Source organism: Polynucleobacter sp. MWH-Aus1W21 (assembly GCF_018687275.1).
Lineage (GTDB): Bacteria > Pseudomonadota > Gammaproteobacteria > Burkholderiales > Burkholderiaceae > Polynucleobacter.
On sequence record NZ_CP061287.1, the window covers coordinates 1,656,049 to 1,675,532 of the forward strand.

Genomic DNA, 19,484 nt, shown 5'->3' on the forward strand with positions numbered 1-19,484 from the left:
ACTGTATATTGAATACTTAATTTGCATGACTTCTTTTTCAGGAGATCCTATGTTTTTCCAAACAGTACTTCAAAATCTTTTGAGAAGAAAAAAGTCTGTTGACTCCCCCCCAAAAAAAGAACTGTCCCCTATGGCGCAAAGCATAATGCAAAAACTAGCGGAGCACGATAAGACCAGGGGATCAGGGCAAAAAGAGCAATCAGAGGTTAAAAAAGAGCCTAAAACCGAGCTCTAAAAGCCTATTTTGATAACAATAAAATTCGCATTAAAGCGTTGCGTGCTTCAGGCACCTTTAACTGATCTGCCAAAGTAAATAATTCTGTAGCTTTGGGGATGTTTCTCTTAAACTCCATGACAAGTCCGTAGTTATAAATCGCCACCCCGTTTTTACGTTTGATCTCTTGGTCCAGCTCATAAAATAAACGATCTATTTGGCGTTCTTGTAGCTGGTTGCTCCAGGCCATCTCGCAGCATTTACGAAAAGTACGTTCAAGCCCGGCACTTTCAATCGTAAAAAATAAATCAAATGCCTGGGGGTAGAGGCCCATATTCTGAAAGCGTAGTGCTTCGGCAAAATCGGGATTATTGAAATCTGACATGAAATACTTTCCAAAAAATTATTCTAGCAATATACCTTGAATTTCTGCCTGTGGAAGCTTGTACTAATCCGGCGCTCAAGCATGCCTAATGCTCTTAAATTTACTTAAAAGCGCTAAGCCAGACAAAATTTGATTGGCCATAGAGGCATCTAGGGCCCCTTTAGCCAAGGCATATAAAACCTGATCAGCTCTTTCGTGCTCAGGGGAGTTCAGTAGGATTTTGAAGACCTGTGCCTCGCTCATCGTTTTGACAATCTCTAGGGGGGCAAACAAGATCTCAACCTTACTTCCTTTGAAACCATAGCGCACTTGCGACATCTCCAACAATTCGCTGCGCTGCTTTTCCTGTAATTTCTCAAGGCTTGGCATCGATGATTCGCCGAGCTTATCGACATTGAGTTGGTTTGATTCTGAACTTAAACCACTAGAAGGATTTATCCGATGCTTCTTATAAACCAGATCATCCATGAAGCTTCCCGACTAATCTTAAAAATGAAGGAGCGCCTTATACGGCGCACTTATATTAAAGACATTTATACAGCTGACGTAGATTTTCAATCTTTCCATACATCAGTTGTGCGGCGTCCATCTCTGCATCGTAATTTTCTTTATGTGCGTGCACAAAAACATGCAGAACTCTTTTGGCTTGATCATGACCAGCCAAAGCGGCCAAAGATAGGTAGTAAAAGGATTTTTTCAGATCCAGCGGAATAAATTCGCCCTTTCCATAGAGCGAACCCAAAGTGTAGGCACATTGACGGCTGCCCTCCTCTGCTCCCATTGTGAGAAGCTTAACACCCAACTCTACGTTTCTGGGAACGCCTTGATCCATACCAAGTCCAAGGGCATAGATATTTCCGAGATTGCAATAGGCATCTTTCACCTCTTGCTTAACTGCTTTTTGGTAATACTCCACTGCAACTTTGTAGCTTTGGGGAACCTTGCCAAGTCCACGCTCATGCATGAGTCCGACGTTAAACAGGGCATAACCATTACCCAAACTAGTCTGTCCATTTTGGAGTTCGTAAAACTTTTCCATTTGTTCAGCCTCTAAATGGCCATCAAAGGTCATTTTTGTCAGCAAAAATAGTGCGTCATCATTTTGATCATTTACTGCGCAGTCATACAAAATATCAAAAGCAACTTCATATTTGCCTTTTGAAATATTTAACTGACCTAACTCAATTGCTCCGTAACCCATGCTAATTTCTCCGTAAGAATGCGTATATATTAATCAAAATCTATCCCATCCGTTGATGAGCAAAACCCCAGAGCGGGGCATGCAAATCAACACCAAGAGGTATCTTGATACCAGTAATTAATGCGTCTATTTAATCTTGAGCTTTGAATAGCCGTCCTAGTACTAACAAATTCATTTAAATTGAGTTTGGTAGGCTGATGCAGTTTTACCCCAACTCGAATTCGAGAGGTTTCTGTCGGGCTTGGTCTGGTATTTTGAATAATCAAATCGAAGGGGGCGGTACGCGCCTTTAATCGCTCCAGAGTACAGTTGGTCCAAATCGTACCAACCTCCATTTCAGTGGCGCCAAGTCGTAAATCTAATTGCATACCCTCATCTGATATATCCACAATATCGGCAATCATCTCTTTGCCAATCGAAAAGAAAATGAGTGCTTTAAATGCTTTATCTGGAGGTGCGGGGACCCTAAAGTCTTCACGACGCTGAATCAGCGCTGCATTAACGGGGATATCACAAGCTAAAGAGGCTGCACCAACGGATCTCAGATTGCCTAATGAAAATTGAAGCTTGCCATTTTCAATTCCCGCAACAAAAACACAGGGATTGCTTAAAAAAGATTGAATTCCATTTGCCGGCATTTCTTCGATCTTAAATTGAATACCAGTCTTAGCATTCATTTCTTCCACGTTTACTGGAAACATCTCTGAAGTTTTAGTATTAAAAATAGCGCTAACCGGACACAAAGTAAAAATCTTTTCTAAATTTTTATAGAGAAATCTTGTATCCATTTGAAACTTAGGATCAATCTCACCAGGCTCTGGTGGATATATTTTGAAAGACATATATAGTGGTCCTGATAGCTAATCAATTATTTTACTATGACCCTGTGCCGAGGAAAGAGGGCTCCCGACCACCTTTGGAAGGCCATTAAGGATCAATTAAGCACTATAAATGAGCGACAATAGACTAATGAAGGATTATGAAATCATCTCGATTGAGGGTGCCCTGGGAAAATATTGGGTCATCACTTATATTCCAAAGAACGGGCAACAGGACAAAGAAACAGTCGAGGCATATGACTCGACAGAGGCATTCATTAAATTTCGAAACCTGATGATTCAGAGGGCAAAAAAGAAATTGCCCACTAAAAAGCATAGTTAAGAATCCAAGACGCTTTTTTTACATTATCGATTAGCTGGAGTGAGGCCAAAAAGGTCTGTTCTAGCCCTATTCCAGTAAAGACCATATTCTTTCGGTAGCTCTTTTTGATTAATCCCATTAACTCCTTGAATGAGTACGCCTGTATTCACGATCGGCAATTCGGCGGCATACGGCCTAGCCTTACCGTCAGACCCTCTGCACATCAGGTAGTCAGAGCTAATTTGATTCGGATGTGTCATCCCAGCGGCACCAATTAATTCAGCCAAAGATTGCATCGTACTTTTATGAAACGAAAATACTCGCTCAGCTTTATCAGGGACTACTAATGCCCGTTGACGAACGCTATCTTGTGTTGCAACACCTGTAGGGCACTTATCGGTATGGCAAGAGCGTGACTGAATACATCCCAGGGCAAACATAAAGCCCCTAGCTGAATTACACCAATCCGCGCCTATCGCAATAGCGCGAATAATGTCATAGCCAGAAATAATTTTTCCAGAAGCGCCTATCGCAATTTCATTGCGCTTGTTAATGCCTACCAAGGTATTGTGAACCAAACGCAACCCTTCACGCAGCGGCATCCCTACATGATCGGTAAATTCCACTGGTGCAGCACCAGTACCACCTTCACTGCCATCTACTACGATGAAATCCGGGCAGATACCCGTTTCCAGCATTGCCTTAGCTATACCAAAAAATTCCCAGGGCTGACCTACACATAACTTAAATCCAACAGGCTTACCACCGCTTAACTTTCTTAAGCGCCCAATAAATTGCATTAATTCAAGCGGGGAAGAAAAAGCAGAATGGTGCGCAGGTGATACGCAGTCCTGTCCAATCGGCACTCCTCGTGTTGCCGCTATTTCAGCAGTCACTTTAGGTCCAGGCAATACTCCGCCGTGACCGGGTTTTGCACCTTGAGATAATTTAATCTCCACCATTTTGATTTGGGGATCATCGACTTGCGAAACAAATTTTTCCTCTGAGAATGTTCCGTCAGGATTGCGACAGCCAAAGTAACCGGAGCCTATTTCCCAAATAATGTCTCCACCAAACTCCCGATGGTACGAAGAAATAGATCCCTCACCAGTATCGTGAGCAAACCCGCCAAGCTTTGCGCCCTTATTTAGAGCTCGGATTGCATTAGGTGAGAGAGCCCCAAAGCTCATAGCTGAGATATTGAATACGGATAAGGAGTAAGGCTGCAAACAACTGGGGCCGCCAACCTGAATTCTGAACTTGCTGGGATCAGGGTGAGTCGGAGTATTTGAATGGCCTAGCCACTCCCCCTCGGGTCCATACATAGATTTAATAGAGCCAAATCCCCGTTTGTCATTCACCTGTTTGGAGCGACTGTACACCATGGCGCGCTGATTTCGGGAGAATGGTATTTTTTCCTCATCATCCTCTAAAAAGTACTGTCGAATTTCTGGGCGAATATATTCAAGCATGAAGCGTAGATGCCCAATCAACGGGTAGTTTCTCAGAATCGAATGTCGCGACTGAATCCAATCACTGAGCCCGACCAGAAAAAGGACAAAGAAGAAAATGGCAAAGTAATAATTAAAGGCAGCAAAAATAATGCTCAATACCAGCGTTGAGAGCCAAGCAAAGTATCTTGAGTAGGCCATTCAAATACCCCTTTAAGTGAACTTAGGTCAATGTACCACTATTGGATATAAATGGAAGTCTAATGTGGCAATAATTGAAGCGCCTCTCGGGCGGCAACAATCCCCTCGTCAGTTGGAATGACCCAAATCTCCACCGTGCTTTTAGGAGAGCTAATTTTGCCGATCGCATCTTTAGTCGAAATAGCATTTAGCTGCTCATCTAATTCAATACCAGGCCACGCATTTTTTACAAACATCAGCACGCAACTGAACATCATGCTCGCTAATGCCACCACTCAATGCAATGAGGTTTAAGGGAAATATTGAGCATGTTCATTGACGATGAGCGTAATTACTCTTTTATCGACAACTTACTTGTGTAGAAATACATATTCGCCACCCCAATCATGCCCTGGTGGATTGTCTTTATATTCTCTACAGCGCTCTATAAAAATTTTGCAGGCCTGATCATCAGGACGCAAACCAAGAAGCTTTTCAAATCTAAAAATAGCTTTGTCCCAGTCTTTTTCTAAATATGAATTTACAGCTTTACTAAACATCTCAAAAAACTCTGCATCTGAGCCTGTAACATCACCCTTACGAGAAACTAGTTCATAGATAGGAACTGGCTCTGATTTCCCCTTAACAACAACTATGTCTAGCAATCTATAAACAAACTCATCAGGCAATTCGTTCAGTACAGATTGGCTAATGATGATAGAGGTTGCATATTCTTTATTGAGCCCTTCTAGCCGACTCGCAAGATTAACGGGATCTCCCATTGCTGTATAACTCAAGCGCTGATTCGATCCAATATTTCCCACAACAACATCACCCGTATTTAGTCCAATGCGCGTTCTAAACGCAGGACGTCCTTGACTAGACCATTCTTGAGCCAATATTTTTAGACGGGCATTACATTCGATGGCAGCCAAACAAGCCTGAGTTGCATGATCAAGAGCCTTATTTGGGGCACCCCAAAACGCCATGATTGAATCGCCAATATATTTATCAACGGTCCCACCGTGCTTTAAGATTATTGATGTCATTTCAGTCAAGTATTCAGAAATTTGACTAGATAATTCATTCGGAGTGAGCTTTTCTGAAATTGTCGAAAAGTCTGCAATATCAGAGAAAAAAATCGTTAAGCGCTGTCTTTCACCAGAAGCATCAATTTCCTCTCCTTTTCGAATAAGCTGCTGAACAAGTTCGGCTGGAATGTATTTTCGGAAGGAGCGCAATCCAACTTTCATAGCATTCATGGCTTCTACAAGCCCCTTCAGCTCATCTAGCTTAGCTGGAATTTTAATTGCACCATCAAGCTCGAAATTTTTAATTCTTTCCGTCTCAATGACCAAGCTCTTAATCGGTAAAGTAATCATCCGGTAGAGCAAGATAATGATCCCCGATGACAGTAAAAAGCCTAATAGGCAAATTAATATTGCATTATTTTTAATTTTTGTAAGAGCGTTAAAGTAATCTGTTGGTCCAACAAATTTCAATAAAATTGTGTAATCCCCTTGAAAATTTTTAATCGGTATGTAGAGAATTTTTACATTCGACGATTCATCTAGCTCAGCCAAAGGTACACCCGCTTTGGCGCTTTTTATTACATACTCCTCAGGCATCAAATTCTTAAAAAACTTTTCTTTAGAATCGCCGACCGAGTCAATTAATGCCCGATCATCAACAGAGCCCGAACCACGAGCTAGGTTATAAATTGCCCAACTACCACCATAGCTTTTAACAAATCTATTTAATAAATTATGACCTAACTCATAGCCAGTCTCTAAAAATCCGACCTGCTTAGAATCTAAAAATAATGGGATAACCGAACGAAACCCATAGCCAGTCGTACCCTGCGTTAAACCAGACACAATAGATTTAGTTGAATTTGCTTTATTTATATTTGGGCGATTTTCAGCAGAGTCATTGAATTTTTCAGGCTGTTGCGCTCTATAGAAGAATTTCCAATCGGGTGACTTTTCAGGTTTATAAACGAATTGAAGTTGAGCAAAACCTAATGGGTTGATATCCTTCCAAATATTTTCAGCCATGGGGCGGATAAGATCGCGGTCAGATTTAGAAATTGCATTTAATAGTGGAGCATTTTTCGATAACGAAATCGCAACACCATCAGAAAGCTTTTGTACCTCATCTATTTTGTCGTAGACGCCTTCAATAATTACTGCATTGGCTAGTTCTTCTGAATTTTGAAGCAATAAAACGGTTTGCTTATAAAAAATGACCGTCAAAAGAATTAATAAAAGTTGAATCCACAAAAATACCAGTACAAATGAATTTTTGAGCTTAAATATTTGGGTCCATTTGGTTAAGTACATACCGATCCTTTTCTTTGCATCATCTAGCAAAAGAATTCATTAAGCTCATTTTGAGAAGTATTAGAAATTATTTTAGTTATGCCCGCATTAATTCGGTTTAAGCTATGACTAACTCCTCGTAGATACTAACAAATTTTCATTACTCTATATGCCCCAATCGCCCATTCATGAGGCATTCGCCAAGCTCAAAATCCAGGGGGCAGAAGATGCATCGGGGAAACCCTTAGAGGCGCTTGAAAACCTCTTTGATGTCTCCCGAAACTATCAAGGTGGATTTAGTCAGTTTCTGCAAGAATTAGTTCAAACCGAGTTTTGGCAAAGCCAGAACTACCCTGGCAATCCCTATTTAGATCTTTGCCTTAAATTGGGGGCTCAAATTGATCGCTATAACGGCTCATTAGCGCATCCCGAGCCACCCTATCACTCTCGTAAGCATTTCCAGGACGTTTGTCTGAGCCTGACCTTGCTTCTAGGCCAGCTTGCTGGCCTCACCGCGGAATCTACAGATCGGGTGATATGGGCTATATCGCCTGAAGAGGCCTGGACATTACTGCTTTGCGCAATAGCCCATGATTATGGCCACGATGGATCCATGAACGCCTCACCCTTTCAACTAGAGAGAGGCAGCATTGCCAGAACTCAGAGCTTTTTACTTGAGAGCTCAATCCCCCCTGGCTTAGCGCAAGATCTTTGCGACAAGATTGAGCCCATCATTTTGGCCACGGATCTTTCATCTTTTAATACGCTTTTGAATCAATTTACAGACCCCCTCAATCAGCCCAATAAAAATGACTGCATGTGCATGTTGATGGTCGAGGCCGATTTACTAGCAAGCGTCCTACCTCAACAAGGTCAGTTATTGGGCAAACTGCTGAGTCAAGAGTGGCAACCCCATCACCCACAAGCAGCTATCGCTGTCGCTAGCGATCAGGGGCGCTTGAAATTTTTAGAACATATTCGCTTTATTAGTCCCTATGCGATGATGTTGAAAATGGAAGATATTCGCAAACAATCTATTGAAGAGCTAAAGGATTAACCCATGTCAGACAATCCTAAAGAAGCCTCCATCGCAACCATCCCTTTTTTTAAAGGACTTCCCGCGCCTGATTTAATGGCCATCATGGGAATCACCAGCACCAAATCAATTGAGGCCGGAGAAAATCTCTTCAACCAAGATGATCCTTCAGATGGCCTTTATGTGCTGTTATCAGGCAAGTTGCAGGTTTATATCTTTAGCGGGTTTTCTGGGGGTGCGCCCAAGGTTTTGGCTGAACTCACTCCTGGCCAATATGTTGGTGAGATGGGCCTTCTGGATGGTCAGAACCGCTCGGCCTCGGTGAAGGTTCTCGAAGGTGGCGAGGTGATGTTTATTCCCACCATTGGTTTTGCAGTGCTACTTGAAAGCCACCCCCATATTGCCAAAGAGGTTGTTAACTCATTGTGCGACATGATTAACAATCAACCTAAGCTAGTGATCAAGTCTGAAAAGGCTGCACTCATCAAAGAAAAGCAGCTTGCACCAAAACTATCCAATATGAAGGCGCTGTGTGCGATCTTGCGCGAACATAATAAAAATATTGCGATTGGGGCTAGGTAGCTAATAGACTCTAGGTAGACTGCTTATTCATCTCACGAATAATCGCGCACAAAGTCTTCATATTTTGCAAGCTGGGTTTTAAATTCTTCGCATATATGAGTTGCGCCTTGTCCGAGTTAATCTCGAGAGCGGATCGATTAATAATCAAATCACACAGATTACTGATCACGCCTCTAGCAACAGATTCGTTATTAGTAATAATCTCTTTAAAAGCACCAGCTGTAAGCGATAAAAGGGTGCTTTCTTGAGTTGCAATAACCGTAGCAGAACGTGGCAATCCATCAATCACCGAAAACTCACCCACACTCTGGTCGGGAAAAATTTCGGCCACCACATTTCGTTCACTTGCAATAGCAAACTTTCCAGTGACCACTTGTAATTGACCGGTCTTTAGGATGAACATCCCCGATGGCTCATCTCGCTGCTTAAATAAAACAGCGCCTTCCCCAAGCTCAGTCTCAATCATTGCGTGACGAATAACGGAAAACTCGTGGGGAGCTAAGTTGCCCAAGATTCCAGGAAAGTTATCCACGAGTATTTAGCTTTATTTCTTTATCGGTTGATTATTTGCTCATTGAAGCATAGTACACAAGTCGGCTTTTGGGTGATTTTCCAATTTAAGCGGAATATAATTAAGTTGTTGAATCTAAGCGAGCGAGGCAGTCATGACACCAGCAGATACAGAAAGGCAAGCGGAACTTCTTCAAAGAGCGAAAATTCTAGCGCATGCTAGTGAACTCTACACGAAGGCAGCGGCAGCCGTAGCGGCCAACCAACCAGAAGAAGTTCGTTATCGCTATATTAAATCAGCCAAAGAATCCATAGAGGAAGCATTTCCAGAGGTCTTTCAAGTGCGCCACCCCGCGCCAAAGTATGCCATCAAGGAAGAGCATGACTACAGGGTCCTGAAAACTATTGGACTCGCAGCTTTGATACTGGGGATTCTGTTCTCTTTTGTAAAGTTTGGACCTACGGGCGACTTAAGCAAAACTTGGACCACAGATGATGTCGCCAAATCGACTGCATATCCTAAGTAAGCAGATTAAAAGCACTTAAGGCAAGATATTGGTGTTTCTTTGATATCTATTGATGTGTCTATCAGCGCTAGCTGGAATCAAGGCAACTGGATCTGGATTATCCAAACGAATATCTACTGTAACTGCAGGGCTAGGTTGCGCCACTTTTAAATCCGCAGGCTTGGGATGCGCACGCACATTCGCGGTATCAGGCACGATTCTTTTGGAATGCAAAGTATTGTCCGACCGCTGGTTTGAGGTACTTAAATAAGAAGCCTGCAAATTTAACTTATCCATACGATTGAGTATATCGCTTTAGCTTCTTTTTATACAAAACATGGGTTAAGTTCATTTTAGGGCCATTGAATACTAAACCTCAGAGGCTACTAAAGCCTCTGCAAACTTCATTTCTAAAGCCAACCTCTTGAATCCTGGCTGGTCAGGATAGGTTTTTGAGAGGTAATAAATGAGCTCTCGGTCTGTTTTTCCATAAGCATGGTCTTTCAGCAATGTTCTCAGAGCCCAAATCAACTGCAAGGTAGACCGCTCTTCGCGTAACGCATTGACCTTTTCTTCAGAAACTTCATCCAAGGAATCCAAATCCACTCCTTGTGCAAATGCAGCCAACCTGGTTGGCATATCCCATTTACGAACTTGCCTAGCCCAAAATAAAAAACGCTTAAAGTCAACACGCATATTTTGCGCAGAAAAGTTTTGGATCCATGCATGCTCGGTCAGCAAATCCAATTTCGCCCTGAATTCTGCATACTGACCATCAAAATTCGATTGGTCAAAATGCAACTCACCAGCTGCATCGCGAACGGGAAACTTCACTTGCTTGGGATTAATGCCATGAACCAAGGCGGCTGCTTGCCAGGTATATACATACGGTTTAGAAAACCAGAAATCCCATTCAATCTCAGCCATACACCATGCCTTATTTAGTCATTACTAGGCATAGCTTACTATGATCGCTCCACTTATAGTCGCACATTCGGGCATCTGTTAAATTAAAGCCATATCCACTGCGCACATAGAATCATCATGACAAAACTAAGACTTTTTTCCCTACTGCTACTGCTTTCCTGCAATGCATTCGCAGAGCTGTCTATCACTGATTTTCAAAGCAAGAGTAAAACCCAGACCTCCAATACCTACATCAATGGGCTGAGCAGTGGATTCAATGCAATAAACAGTAAGTTAGTGGCGGAAGATGCCGTGCCGCTATATTGCTTGCCACCATTCTTAAATTTGACTACCGCTAATTACAGGCAAATTATCAGTATGGGCATACAGGAATTGGGACCCGTAGTGAGCGTTAAGCCCAACGTAGACCAGATTTTGCTCAATGAGCTTATCAAACTCTACCCCTGCGGCTACAACTAAATAGATCCCGCCTTCTTTGTAGAAGCTCCTGCCTTTTCTTCTTGAGCGGCATCCTTGGCATATTGCTCTGCCATTTCGGCATAACGCTCTGACACCTCAGCATCTAATGTGGTCTTGCTTGTGCTGGTATTGTTCGCGACTGGTGCGGGCCCCGTTAGCGAATAAAACCCTAACAAAAGAGTGCTCATCATTAGCCCAATTGGGGCAATATACTTTTTCATGTTAGCAACCACTATCGAATTGTGACCAGCCGAGCAAGGTTGGGGTGAATCACATTGGGTAGAGCCTCACTTGGATAGCTACGCTTTCCGATCTGCTCTTGCCATAACAAGCGACCCTTTACCAGATCATCAATATGCAACGGCACAAACACGGTCGAAGCGTTAGAAGTATTACTTTTTGCTTGGAGCTGACCCATATAACCTCCCATGAAAAGCCAACGCATTGAGTAATATCCTAGACGCAAAATCGACTGATAAAAAGCCAGTAGGCCTAGATATCATCCCTTTTCTTATCAGGTGAAATATCTTTGCAAGCTAATGATTTAATTAGGTATTTTTTTCAATAATGAATTCATTGGCCCTATGTAGGGCAGCATTAAGCCATTAAATTCAATGAATTCATGGGGATAGCAGCTGGCGCTGATAAATCTCTTAATGAGGGGTAGTAAACCTCTGATTTATATCAAGGTTTTCGAGCTGAGGCGCCAACAATATAAGTAAAAGTAAGGAAGACTATTTTACTCATTCCTAAACAATCTATAGGCTGAGGACCGTTGTGACAGTTAGCGTATCAATAAACGGCTCAATGCTCCGCGCGCTTCAGGAACACCCAAATCCATTGCCATCTGTAATAAAGCGGTCGCCTTAGGGATGTCGCCATAGTGACTTTTCACAACCCCATAGTTATAAATTGCTTGGGCATTCTTGCGACCCGCTTCTCGATCGAGTTCGTCAAACAATGTGGACATCTGAGAGGGATTGAGTTGCCCATCTAAAGCCATTTTGCAAGGAGCCAGAAAGGTGCTTTCAAAGCCCCCAACCTCAAGCGCCATAAAAGCCTCAAAGGCTTGTGGATATAGGCCGAGCTTTAAGAAATCCTCGGCACGCTCAAAGTCTGCGTTATACATAATGAATGCTAGCTAATGATATGAATGACGACATTTTACATTGTCGCTTTTGCGCGGGATCGCCGTCTAGACAGTGATCAACTCCCATGCACCATTTAACTTTGCATGAAATGGCTCGTTATATCGATAAAACTCAATATTTCCAAAGCGGTTATCTGCATCCAATATTTGATTTGAAAGGGCGACAATACTCGAGGGCTGCCAGTTAAAGTCGGGCTGCTCCACCCAGGCTTTAATGCCCTCTTCACGCTTAATAAAGTGATCCATTGCGCCAATCATCTTGGTGATTTCTTGGCCATAAGTCACAATCGCCCGCAGAAAGTTAGGCGAATCCGCCAAGGACAATTGAATCACTATGTAAGGCAGAGCGAAGGCTAATGATTTGTGTTTTCGCGCATTGCGAAAGTAAACCTGCCTAGTAATGTCCCATTGCTTATCGGTGCTATCGAGTGAGTAATCAAACACCCAATCTTTGCTATAAAAAAAGATGCACTGCTGCCCTACTATTTCATCTGTAATCGTGCGGACATGAGTCTGCTCTCGTAATAAGCGTAGCTGCTCATAAGGCTGTAATTTAACAACCGATGCACCATCTAAATCCATTGATGAGCTCATTCCTTTTTCTTGAATGGCTCAACAACTAAATCAGCCTTATCTCCGAGGTCTCGGCTAATGCGGTAGACAAAGTTTTGGTCATAAATGAAAAAATATTTTTTCAGGAAAGGGTCTGCCAACACAATTTTTCTAAAATTACCATCGCTCAGACTGTTTACTAAAGCCAAAGTTTTTTGATTCTCTGGCTTTACAGCAATGCTCAGATCTTGTGCGCCAGGGATTCTAGCAAGTAAATCCGCTTTAGTGATGGATCCTTCATAAAAAGCAGGGCAGCATGTAATAACGCCCTTAGGCCTCAAGCCAGTCCATGCAAATTCCTCATCACCATATTTAATAGTAGTTGGGCTAACAGATAATTTCTGCTTACCGCCATTCTCTGAATTCCAAAGCCCAATCCAGCGCTCATTAATGGGCGGATTGATACTGGCTCTTGAGGGATCTTGCGTCTCAGCAACAACCACGGCAGGCGCTGTATCTTGATCCGCCTTTGGGCTTGCGGAGTCGGCCGCAACGGACTCTGGCGCTTGCAAAGCTGGGACAACTGGAGTAGCAGGGGCCACTTTGTTATGTGAATTCGCATAGTAAAGTCCGCCCAGCACGATAGAAAATAAGAGTACCCCTAATACCACCGTGAGCTTGGTGTGCTGGTTTTGATTGGTTAGTCTATCCAAAAGACGAACGTCTTGATCGCGATCCAAGTCGGACTCAATCCGTCCAAATGCAGCCGCTGCAGCAGTAAATGCTGATGAAGTATCGAGCGTTTGCGAAATTGCTTCTACTGCCTCTGTTTTGATTGGTTCTGGACTTGCTAATACTTCGTCATCCTGTGAATCTAGATTCTCCGAAAATACAGGAGCCTCTCGAGATGGGCACTCCAACTCGTGTGCAAATTGGATCGCACCATCTCTATGGGAAAAAATTCTGTTTTGAACTGTAAGTTGATTTAAGACCGTATTTCGTTCGATCTGATACTTGTCAACTAAATACAAAATGTAGGAATCATTCTTTAAGTCTTTGGGGCCCACAAAAGTGCGTAGTGTTTTTGCTCTAACAGGTACAAAGAAAATTCCGATAGATAAAAAGATGATCCCAAAAAACCATTTCAATTGCGGCGCAGTACGGAATTGATCAGCAATAAATTGCGCACTTGCAGCAAGATCAAAAGATGCATTCCCAGTCCTAGCTGAAGCAAGCAATAAAACGCATCCGCAGATGATTGCGGTAATCTTTAACGCTAACTGAAGGCGCCAAGAATAATTGGTCTGATCTTGCATTTAATATCCTTGCATTATTAAGAATCTCACTGCTGAAATACTATCGCCCCCGATACCCAGAGGCAAACAGTAATTTTAACCAAAACAGGGATATGCGTCTGTGAAAGCTAGGCAGATCTACCAGGCTTGGAATCCGCCTTGCGGCCATCAGGACCGGAAGAGGCATTTTGCTCTAAGGCTGCAGCCTTTGCATCGGCAGCGATCTTTTCTAGGCGTTGCTCCTCTGCCAATGCAATAGCTTGCTCTTTAGCGAGTAGTTTGGCATGTGTATCGGTCGACCCAAAGTTATCAGTTAACTTAAACCGCGCCAAAAAATCCTCTTTAGTCATAAAACGTATATTGGAGTCACTTAAATTCTTATACTCAACAAAAATCACTCCTAGCGCATTGGGGTCCATAACCTGCTTAATTGCAACCCTTTTGCCGTTTTCATCTTCAAATATATCGTGTCTTTGGGGATCGCTCATACTGAACCTAACTCATAATTAATTGCAAAAAGATGCCCTCAAGGGGGTGTGATGAAAACATTTTCGGTGGTCAACCCCTAAATGTCAATTTAGAAAATTGGGGTTAAGATGGGTCATTCTTTCCCTTGGGTGCGAGTATTTGCCATGGTCTTCGAGCTTTTTCAGATTATTTTGCAAGCCATCACTACGGTATTGGTAGCTGCATGCTTATTGTTAAGCTATCTTCATTATTTGAAAATTAATATTGCTCCCAACTCAGGAAATCCACTAGGCCAATTTTTATTACCCATGACCAATTGGCTGGTTTTGCCATTACGCAGGATCATGCCTTCTAGTGGCCGAATTGATGTTTGCGCCTTGTTAGCGAGCTACTTATTGGTGCTAGCCAAAACACTACTTCTACTTTTTTTATCTCACAATAACCTTTTTGGGATCGGCTTGCTAGTCTTGGCCGCATTTGACTGGACCAATCTAGTGCTCTCGGGATTAATTGGAATTGTGCTGGTTTATGCGCTCTTTAGCTGGACCGGAACACACTCACCTACACAGGCGGTCTTTAATGAAATGGTTAATCCATTACTAAAACCCATTCGAAAAATCGCACCCACCATTTCAGGTATTGATTTTTCATCACTGATTTTGATTGTGTTGATTCAAATGGCGACAGTACTACTCAGTCGTCTAGAAGTCCTGGCTCTGGGACTTATATAAATATGCTAGCCCTTAGTTTTTGCGCAAAAAGCCTGGTATAAAGCGTCCGCCGATAGACCGCACTGGTGATGGCGTTTTTGGATGAAGTTCGTTTGAGGCTTCAATCGACTCCATTGCAGATCCGCCATAAAAGCCCAGCGTCTTGGCGCGATTACGGTAATCATCCAATATGCTGACCTTTTTAGCCACCTCACGATTAATGGTGGTTCCAGCAATACTTAAGGTCTTCTTGATATCCTTGCGCTCATCAATCTTCTGAGAGATGTATTTCCCAAAATCACAGAAGTTTTCAGCAATAGCCCGGTCGGGGCAAACGCAAAAGAAATCCTCATATACATAGGAGTCAACTTCCGGAATGCGAAAAATCGGCGGCGTGATATGGCAGTTAATCAAAAAATCTAAATTGGTGAATGATCCCACAGAAGAATAATGCGGATCAACTCTGCTTGGAACAATTAAGATAGTTTGTTTCGTAGCAGCTAAGCGAGACATCTTTTTTTGCACATACTCCAGAATAAAAATCTCTGTACTCGCCATTTCAAATTTCGCGCCCGAGCTAGGAGTTATAACAATATCAAAATCGAGCATAAAGTCTTCTGACATTGCTGGCGTCCATGTGAAATCACAAATGCTGATGTCTGCATTGGATGAGAATTTGCGTACGCCAGCTCTAGCACTCAGCAGTGCCATACCCACGCTTTGATAATTAATTTCTACCTGATTAACAATCACGCCAATATTGGGCGCCTTTTTTGCCCAGTGCGAAGAGGAGGCCTGACGATCAAAGTCGATTAAGGCGACTTTTTCACCCTCTTGCATGGCGAGGTATGCCGCCAAATTGGCCGCAATCGTACTCTTGCCAACACCGCCTTTTTGGTTGGTTACTAGAATTTTGATTGGCTCACAAGCTGGCATTTTTTAACTACTCCGCTTCATCACCATTATCGATTAACAACTCTTGATCAGTGATTTTAGAAAGCAAGCCACTTAAACGAGCACCGTTTTCGATCCAAATTTGGTCGTAAACGATATCGCCGTGTACATCTGCACCTCTATGCAACTCCACTCTCTCAGTAGCACGCACATTACCCTCCACGCGACCCGCAACTAATACCCGTGGGGCGGAAATATTGCCTTGTACCAATCCAGTTTTACCCAAAGCGATGCAAAGATCTGCGCCCTGTTTGGACTCTACATCTCCAATGATCGTGCCATCAATACGCATACTTTTGGTAGCAACAATGCGTCCAAAAATCTCCAGGTCATTACCGATGATCGAGCCGAAGGTTTCCCGAGAGGGATCCAATAATCGAACTGCATGACTTTGTTTAAAGGCCATGGCACATTAGTTATTAGTTCTTAATAAATTTCCCAGACACTTTGCCGCCGCGCTGGATGTGAATATATTTATAACTAATATTACCGTCAACTCTAGCCAAAGGACCAACATTCAAATCATCGCAGTTCACATCGCCATGAACTTGGCCTTTAATAACCAACTGATCTGAATTGAGCTCACCATCAACCTGCCCGCTAGAGTCGATTAATACTGATTTAGCGGTAATTTTTCCACGCACCGTTCCTGAGATATTTAGTACGCCATCAGAAGTGATGGTACCTTCAAAGATAAAACCTTCACTGATAATCGAAGGTTTATTAGAGAGTACGCTAGAACGGTTAGCAAAATCGGAGCGCATTGTCTGCTCAACAGCGGGAGCAAAATCTTCTTCCGCAGTGGTCTCCACTACCTGCGCTTCAATCTCTTGCGCAATAGGCTCTTCATTTTCTGTGCTGCTAGAGTTGGAATTTTTTGAAAAAATTGACATCGTTATTTTAGTAATTAACTAGTTAGATAAAAAATTAAGAATGGGGATTAAGGTTGTGCAAGTCACCATGTAGATGACCGCCCTTCTCAATTTCAATTTCAGAGTAATTGATTGAGCCGGTCACTTTTCCAGTAGAACGAATAATCAAACTACGAGTTGAAGAAATGTATTCATTTACTTCACCACGAATATCAATAGACTCACCGGTCAATTTTCCGCGCACAGTTCCTGTAGCCTCGATTAACACCTGCTTAGCAGTAAGCTCGCCCTCTACAGTTCCAGAAATAGACGCGATATCTGGGACCTCAAAATTGCCCTTTAGTACTACGCCCTCACCCACGAATAGGCAACCTAGTTGATTTACTTCAGCCATTCTTAGCACTCCTTAGCGCGCATTGTGTTTAATAAAGATTCTAGCGATTCTAGCAGTAGATCCTTGATTTTGGGCCTTAAAATACAAATATTGCTTACAAAATTCGTATTTCCACTTTGGGTATCAAAATGTCAATTTCCTACAAAAATATAGCCTTAGCTGCGTTAACGGCTTTTTTACTCAATCCATTTATTTCGGCTCATGCCAAATGGGCATTCCTGTCAAACGATAACCTTGGTAATGTCTACTATTACGAAGACAGCAAAACCGTCATAGATACCGCTGCTCAGGAAGTTAGTACCTGGCTTTTGATAAGTTACACCGAAACCTTGACAGCGCCAAATGGCCAGCCAACACAATCGGTCATTCAAGATATTTCCTATTCCTGCAGAACTGGCTATGAAAGCTATAAACAGTTTTATATTGGCTACTATTCCGGCCAAGAGGGGTCTGGAGTGAGTGTAGATCAGGCCGACACCTCAAATTCGGACTGGGAGCGGGTTATTCCTGACACGATGAGTTATGTAATTTACAAGTTCTTCTGCAAACCGCCCAAAACCCCAAATTAAACCCCAAATGTTACTAAATTACTGCTTTACCTCGGGAGAGGCATCAGCCGAACCGCTAGCTGCTGGCTTAGAAAAATAACTCATCGGGAAGGTAGATTCCGAGCCATAAGGACCCCTAATCCAGATTTGATCGTTGTACCGAACATAACAGCTGCGTGTCACAGTGCCCAGGGCATTAACTGAATAGGAAAAATACCAATTTGGCTCAACCTTGCCTGTCTCGGAGGTGCAAGGCTCGCCGGTGATATACAAAATATCGCTAAAGGAAGGCATCTGCCCAATGATGGCGGCTTTAGCAGGGGATGCTCCAACAATTAAAACCGCTCCCAATAGTCTGCATGCAGCTCGCAAGAAGTTGCAAAAGGGCGATATGAGGACAGGAGAGGTTTTCACAGATTTATCTTAGAGCTAAAATTGGCGATTTATAAGGTTATTATATGGCCTAACATTGCTTTACTGAAGATTTAATTTAAATAAATCAAATACTTATAGAATTTTAATGCAATTATTTTGGGTATCGGGCTCTACCGGGGCAATTCAACAAATTAACATTACCAAAGAGCGTCTGGTGCGCGTTGGGATGATTGTGATCGCTTCATTTTTAGCGTTAGGGATATTAATTTTTTCAACCGGCATTCACATAGCCCTGGAAGTGAACCCCGAATTTGCAAGAGAAGTGAGTGGCGTTGTAACGGTGAAAGAGCGCATGGCACTGGATGCCAGATACACTAAAGAATTTAACAAGATTCAAGGCGAGCTGGCTAAAGCTGCCATGCAATTTAATGAAATCAAGTCCATTAAAGATCGCTACTTAGCCATTTCCACACCTTACACAGCAAAAACGAAATTCACTGATTCAAGCAACCTGGGCGGTCCCTTAAAGCCTGTGAACTTTAAGCTGGAGCCTACTAAAAGCCTGGCTGAGAATTTTGAAGATGCCGTTAATAAATCCACTGAAATGGCCGAGATCTTTAATAAGTCCGCCCCTGAATGGGAAAAGCAATATCAGTGGTTACGCACCCTACCAATTGGCCCCCCGATTGATGCGCGCCTGGGCATGACTAGCAATTTTGGCGTGCGCGTAGACCCATTTACAAAGCAGCTCGCACAGCACTCAGGTGTTGACTTTGTTACGCCTGCTGGCACGCAGATCGTTGCTTCAGGTGACGGCACAGTGATCAAGGCTGGTTTAGACCCAGCCTATGGAAATTTTGTTGAAATTGCCCATGGTGATGGGTTTATTTCTAAGTACGCTCATAACAGTAAGCTTCTAGTCAAGATTGGCCAGGTCATTACTCGTGGTCAGCCCATTGCCTTATCGGGTTCTACAGGTCGCTCAACCGGTCCCCACCTACACTATGAAATCCATCAAAACAGTAACTACCTCAATCCGGCAAAAATCTTAGTCTACGCGCCGCCTTCAGCATATTGGTAAGCAGCTGAAATTTGCTTGCAATAGAATTTAGTAAAAACTACCAATAAAAAATCATCTACAAGCAGTAGTTAGAGACAACACAAGCTAGCAACCTCAAACTTGATTGGAGATGCTTTGACCCTGAATGCATGCGTGTGACGTGCAAAGTAATAGTGCTGATAAGCTAGCAATAC

Annotated in this window: 30 protein-coding genes; 9 read left to right on the forward strand and 21 right to left on the reverse strand. The window is 42.8% G+C overall.

Going from position 1 to position 19,484, the window contains the following annotated elements; genetic code table 11:
* Positions 1-25: 25 nt before the first annotated feature.
* Positions 26-235: a hypothetical protein gene (locus ICW03_RS08595; RefSeq protein WP_215347347.1), complete on the forward strand. Its 210-nt coding sequence runs from the start codon at positions 26-28 to the stop codon at positions 233-235.
* Positions 236-239: 4 nt separating this feature from the next.
* Here the strand turns inward: ICW03_RS08595 and ICW03_RS08600 are convergent, their stop codons facing one another.
* The 4 genes from ICW03_RS08600 to ICW03_RS08615 all read right to left on the reverse strand — a co-directional run bounded on the left by ICW03_RS08600 (position 240) and on the right by ICW03_RS08615 (position 2,642).
* Positions 240-599, reverse strand: a complete 360-nt coding sequence (locus ICW03_RS08600; RefSeq protein WP_215347349.1) for a hypothetical protein — start codon at positions 597-599, stop codon at positions 240-242.
* Between the two features lie 75 nt (positions 600-674).
* A complete protein-coding gene (locus ICW03_RS08605; protein ID WP_215347351.1) occupies positions 675-1,067 on the reverse strand; it encodes a hypothetical protein in 393 nt (130 codons plus the stop codon).
* 55 nt (positions 1,068-1,122) lie between these two features.
* Entirely contained in the window at positions 1,123-1,800 is a 678-nt protein-coding gene (locus ICW03_RS08610) for a tetratricopeptide repeat protein (RefSeq protein ID WP_215347353.1), read from the reverse strand.
* A gap of 86 nt (positions 1,801-1,886) precedes the next feature.
* Positions 1,887-2,642 (reverse strand): hypothetical protein, encoded by a 756-nt coding sequence (locus ICW03_RS08615; protein ID WP_215347355.1) that lies wholly within the window; start codon positions 2,640-2,642, stop codon positions 1,887-1,889.
* Positions 2,643-2,751: 109 nt separating this feature from the next.
* Here ICW03_RS08615 and ICW03_RS08620 point away from each other — a divergent pair, with 109 nt between their 5' ends.
* Positions 2,752-2,961: a hypothetical protein gene (locus tag ICW03_RS08620; RefSeq protein ID WP_215347357.1), complete on the forward strand. Its 210-nt coding sequence runs from the start codon at positions 2,752-2,754 to the stop codon at positions 2,959-2,961.
* Between the two features lie 23 nt (positions 2,962-2,984).
* On the opposite strand, the gene ICW03_RS08625 is transcribed toward ICW03_RS08620, so the two are convergent.
* From ICW03_RS08625 to ICW03_RS08635, 3 genes are all read right to left on the reverse strand, one after another.
* Entirely contained in the window at positions 2,985-4,592 is a 1,608-nt protein-coding gene (locus tag ICW03_RS08625) for an FMN-binding glutamate synthase family protein (RefSeq protein WP_215347359.1), read from the reverse strand.
* A 59-nt stretch (positions 4,593-4,651) separates the two neighbouring features.
* Positions 4,652-4,849, reverse strand: a complete 198-nt coding sequence (locus ICW03_RS08630) for a hypothetical protein (protein ID WP_215347361.1) — start codon at positions 4,847-4,849, stop codon at positions 4,652-4,654.
* A 93-nt stretch (positions 4,850-4,942) separates the two neighbouring features.
* Positions 4,943-6,913, reverse strand: coding sequence for an adenylate/guanylate cyclase domain-containing protein (locus ICW03_RS08635; protein WP_215347363.1), 1,971 nt, complete (start codon positions 6,911-6,913; stop codon positions 4,943-4,945).
* Positions 6,914-7,061: 148 nt separating this feature from the next.
* Between ICW03_RS08635 and ICW03_RS08640 the strand changes: the two genes are divergently transcribed.
* Positions 7,062-7,949, forward strand: coding sequence for a 3',5'-cyclic nucleotide phosphodiesterase (locus tag ICW03_RS08640; RefSeq protein WP_215347366.1), 888 nt, complete (start codon positions 7,062-7,064; stop codon positions 7,947-7,949).
* A 3-nt stretch (positions 7,950-7,952) separates the two neighbouring features.
* Positions 7,953-8,510, forward strand: a complete 558-nt coding sequence (locus ICW03_RS08645; RefSeq protein WP_215347368.1) for a cyclic nucleotide-binding domain-containing protein — start codon at positions 7,953-7,955, stop codon at positions 8,508-8,510.
* 10 nt (positions 8,511-8,520) lie between these two features.
* Here the strand turns inward: ICW03_RS08645 and ICW03_RS08650 are convergent, their stop codons facing one another.
* Positions 8,521-9,042, reverse strand: coding sequence for a cyclic nucleotide-binding domain-containing protein (locus ICW03_RS08650; protein ID WP_215347370.1), 522 nt, complete (start codon positions 9,040-9,042; stop codon positions 8,521-8,523).
* A gap of 133 nt (positions 9,043-9,175) precedes the next feature.
* On the opposite strand from ICW03_RS08650, the gene ICW03_RS08655 reads away from it, so the two are divergent.
* Complete coding sequence (locus ICW03_RS08655) at positions 9,176-9,547, forward strand: hypothetical protein (RefSeq protein WP_215347371.1); 372 nt, start codon at positions 9,176-9,178, stop codon at positions 9,545-9,547.
* Between the two features lie 15 nt (positions 9,548-9,562).
* Here ICW03_RS08655 and ICW03_RS08660 read toward each other — a convergent pair whose 3' ends face one another.
* Together ICW03_RS08660 and ICW03_RS08665 are read right to left on the reverse strand one after the other, a co-directional pair.
* A complete protein-coding gene (locus ICW03_RS08660) occupies positions 9,563-9,823 on the reverse strand; it encodes a hypothetical protein (protein ID WP_215347373.1) in 261 nt (86 codons plus the stop codon).
* 72 nt (positions 9,824-9,895) lie between these two features.
* Positions 9,896-10,453, reverse strand: a complete 558-nt coding sequence (locus ICW03_RS08665) for a hypothetical protein (RefSeq protein WP_215347375.1) — start codon at positions 10,451-10,453, stop codon at positions 9,896-9,898.
* Positions 10,454-10,570: 117 nt separating this feature from the next.
* Between ICW03_RS08665 and ICW03_RS08670 the strand changes: the two genes are divergently transcribed.
* Positions 10,571-10,912, forward strand: a complete 342-nt coding sequence (locus ICW03_RS08670; protein ID WP_215347377.1) for a hypothetical protein — start codon at positions 10,571-10,573, stop codon at positions 10,910-10,912.
* Here ICW03_RS08670 and ICW03_RS08675 read toward each other — a convergent pair.
* The 6 genes from ICW03_RS08675 to ICW03_RS08700 form a co-directional block, all read right to left on the reverse strand.
* Complete coding sequence (locus ICW03_RS08675) at positions 10,909-11,133, reverse strand: hypothetical protein (RefSeq protein WP_215347379.1); 225 nt, start codon at positions 11,131-11,133, stop codon at positions 10,909-10,911. The genes ICW03_RS08670 and ICW03_RS08675 overlap by 4 nt on opposite strands.
* 11 nt (positions 11,134-11,144) lie before the next feature.
* Positions 11,145-11,330: a hypothetical protein gene (locus tag ICW03_RS08680; protein ID WP_215347381.1), complete on the reverse strand. Its 186-nt coding sequence runs from the start codon at positions 11,328-11,330 to the stop codon at positions 11,145-11,147.
* 366 nt (positions 11,331-11,696) lie between these two features.
* Complete coding sequence (locus ICW03_RS08685) at positions 11,697-12,041, reverse strand: hypothetical protein (RefSeq protein WP_215347383.1); 345 nt, start codon at positions 12,039-12,041, stop codon at positions 11,697-11,699.
* Positions 12,042-12,107: 66 nt separating this feature from the next.
* The gene (locus tag ICW03_RS08690; RefSeq protein ID WP_215347385.1) at positions 12,108-12,656 is read right to left on the reverse strand and encodes a hypothetical protein; all 549 of its coding nucleotides are present in this window, start codon (positions 12,654-12,656) and stop codon (positions 12,108-12,110) included.
* Entirely contained in the window at positions 12,653-13,930 is a 1,278-nt protein-coding gene (locus tag ICW03_RS08695; RefSeq protein WP_215347387.1) for a hypothetical protein, read from the reverse strand. Before ICW03_RS08695 ends, ICW03_RS08690 begins: the two co-directional genes overlap by 4 nt.
* Positions 13,931-14,037: 107 nt before the next feature.
* On the reverse strand, positions 14,038-14,397 hold the full coding sequence (locus ICW03_RS08700; protein ID WP_215347389.1) for a hypothetical protein: 360 nt from the start codon (positions 14,395-14,397) through the stop codon (positions 14,038-14,040).
* Positions 14,398-14,505: 108 nt separating this feature from the next.
* On the opposite strand from ICW03_RS08700, the gene ICW03_RS08705 reads away from it, so the two are divergent.
* Positions 14,506-15,108: a YggT family protein gene (locus ICW03_RS08705; RefSeq protein WP_215347391.1), complete on the forward strand. Its 603-nt coding sequence runs from the start codon at positions 14,506-14,508 to the stop codon at positions 15,106-15,108.
* 12 nt (positions 15,109-15,120) lie between these two features.
* On the opposite strand, the gene ICW03_RS08710 is transcribed toward ICW03_RS08705, so the two are convergent.
* The 4 genes from ICW03_RS08710 to ICW03_RS08725 are packed head-to-tail and all read right to left on the reverse strand — an operon-like array spanning position 15,121 to position 17,307.
* The gene (locus ICW03_RS08710; RefSeq protein ID WP_215347393.1) at positions 15,121-16,023 is read right to left on the reverse strand and encodes a ParA family protein; all 903 of its coding nucleotides are present in this window, start codon (positions 16,021-16,023) and stop codon (positions 15,121-15,123) included.
* A 7-nt stretch (positions 16,024-16,030) separates the two neighbouring features.
* On the reverse strand, positions 16,031-16,447 hold the full coding sequence (locus tag ICW03_RS08715; RefSeq protein WP_215347395.1) for a polymer-forming cytoskeletal protein: 417 nt from the start codon (positions 16,445-16,447) through the stop codon (positions 16,031-16,033).
* Positions 16,448-16,460: 13 nt separating this feature from the next.
* Entirely contained in the window at positions 16,461-16,934 is a 474-nt protein-coding gene (locus ICW03_RS08720; protein WP_215347397.1) for a polymer-forming cytoskeletal protein, read from the reverse strand.
* 34 nt (positions 16,935-16,968) lie between these two features.
* The gene (locus tag ICW03_RS08725; RefSeq protein ID WP_215347399.1) at positions 16,969-17,307 is read right to left on the reverse strand and encodes a polymer-forming cytoskeletal protein; all 339 of its coding nucleotides are present in this window, start codon (positions 17,305-17,307) and stop codon (positions 16,969-16,971) included.
* 128 nt (positions 17,308-17,435) lie between these two features.
* Between ICW03_RS08725 and ICW03_RS08730 the strand changes: the two genes are divergently transcribed.
* Positions 17,436-17,876: a surface-adhesin E family protein gene (locus tag ICW03_RS08730; RefSeq protein WP_215347401.1), complete on the forward strand. Its 441-nt coding sequence runs from the start codon at positions 17,436-17,438 to the stop codon at positions 17,874-17,876.
* A gap of 18 nt (positions 17,877-17,894) precedes the next feature.
* Here the strand turns inward: ICW03_RS08730 and ICW03_RS08735 are convergent, their stop codons facing one another.
* Entirely contained in the window at positions 17,895-18,269 is a 375-nt protein-coding gene (locus ICW03_RS08735) for a hypothetical protein (protein ID WP_215347402.1), read from the reverse strand.
* A gap of 106 nt (positions 18,270-18,375) precedes the next feature.
* Here ICW03_RS08735 and ICW03_RS08740 point away from each other — a divergent pair, with 106 nt between their 5' ends.
* Positions 18,376-19,311: a M23 family metallopeptidase gene (locus ICW03_RS08740; protein WP_215347404.1), complete on the forward strand. Its 936-nt coding sequence runs from the start codon at positions 18,376-18,378 to the stop codon at positions 19,309-19,311.
* Positions 19,312-19,484 lie beyond the last annotated feature (173 nt).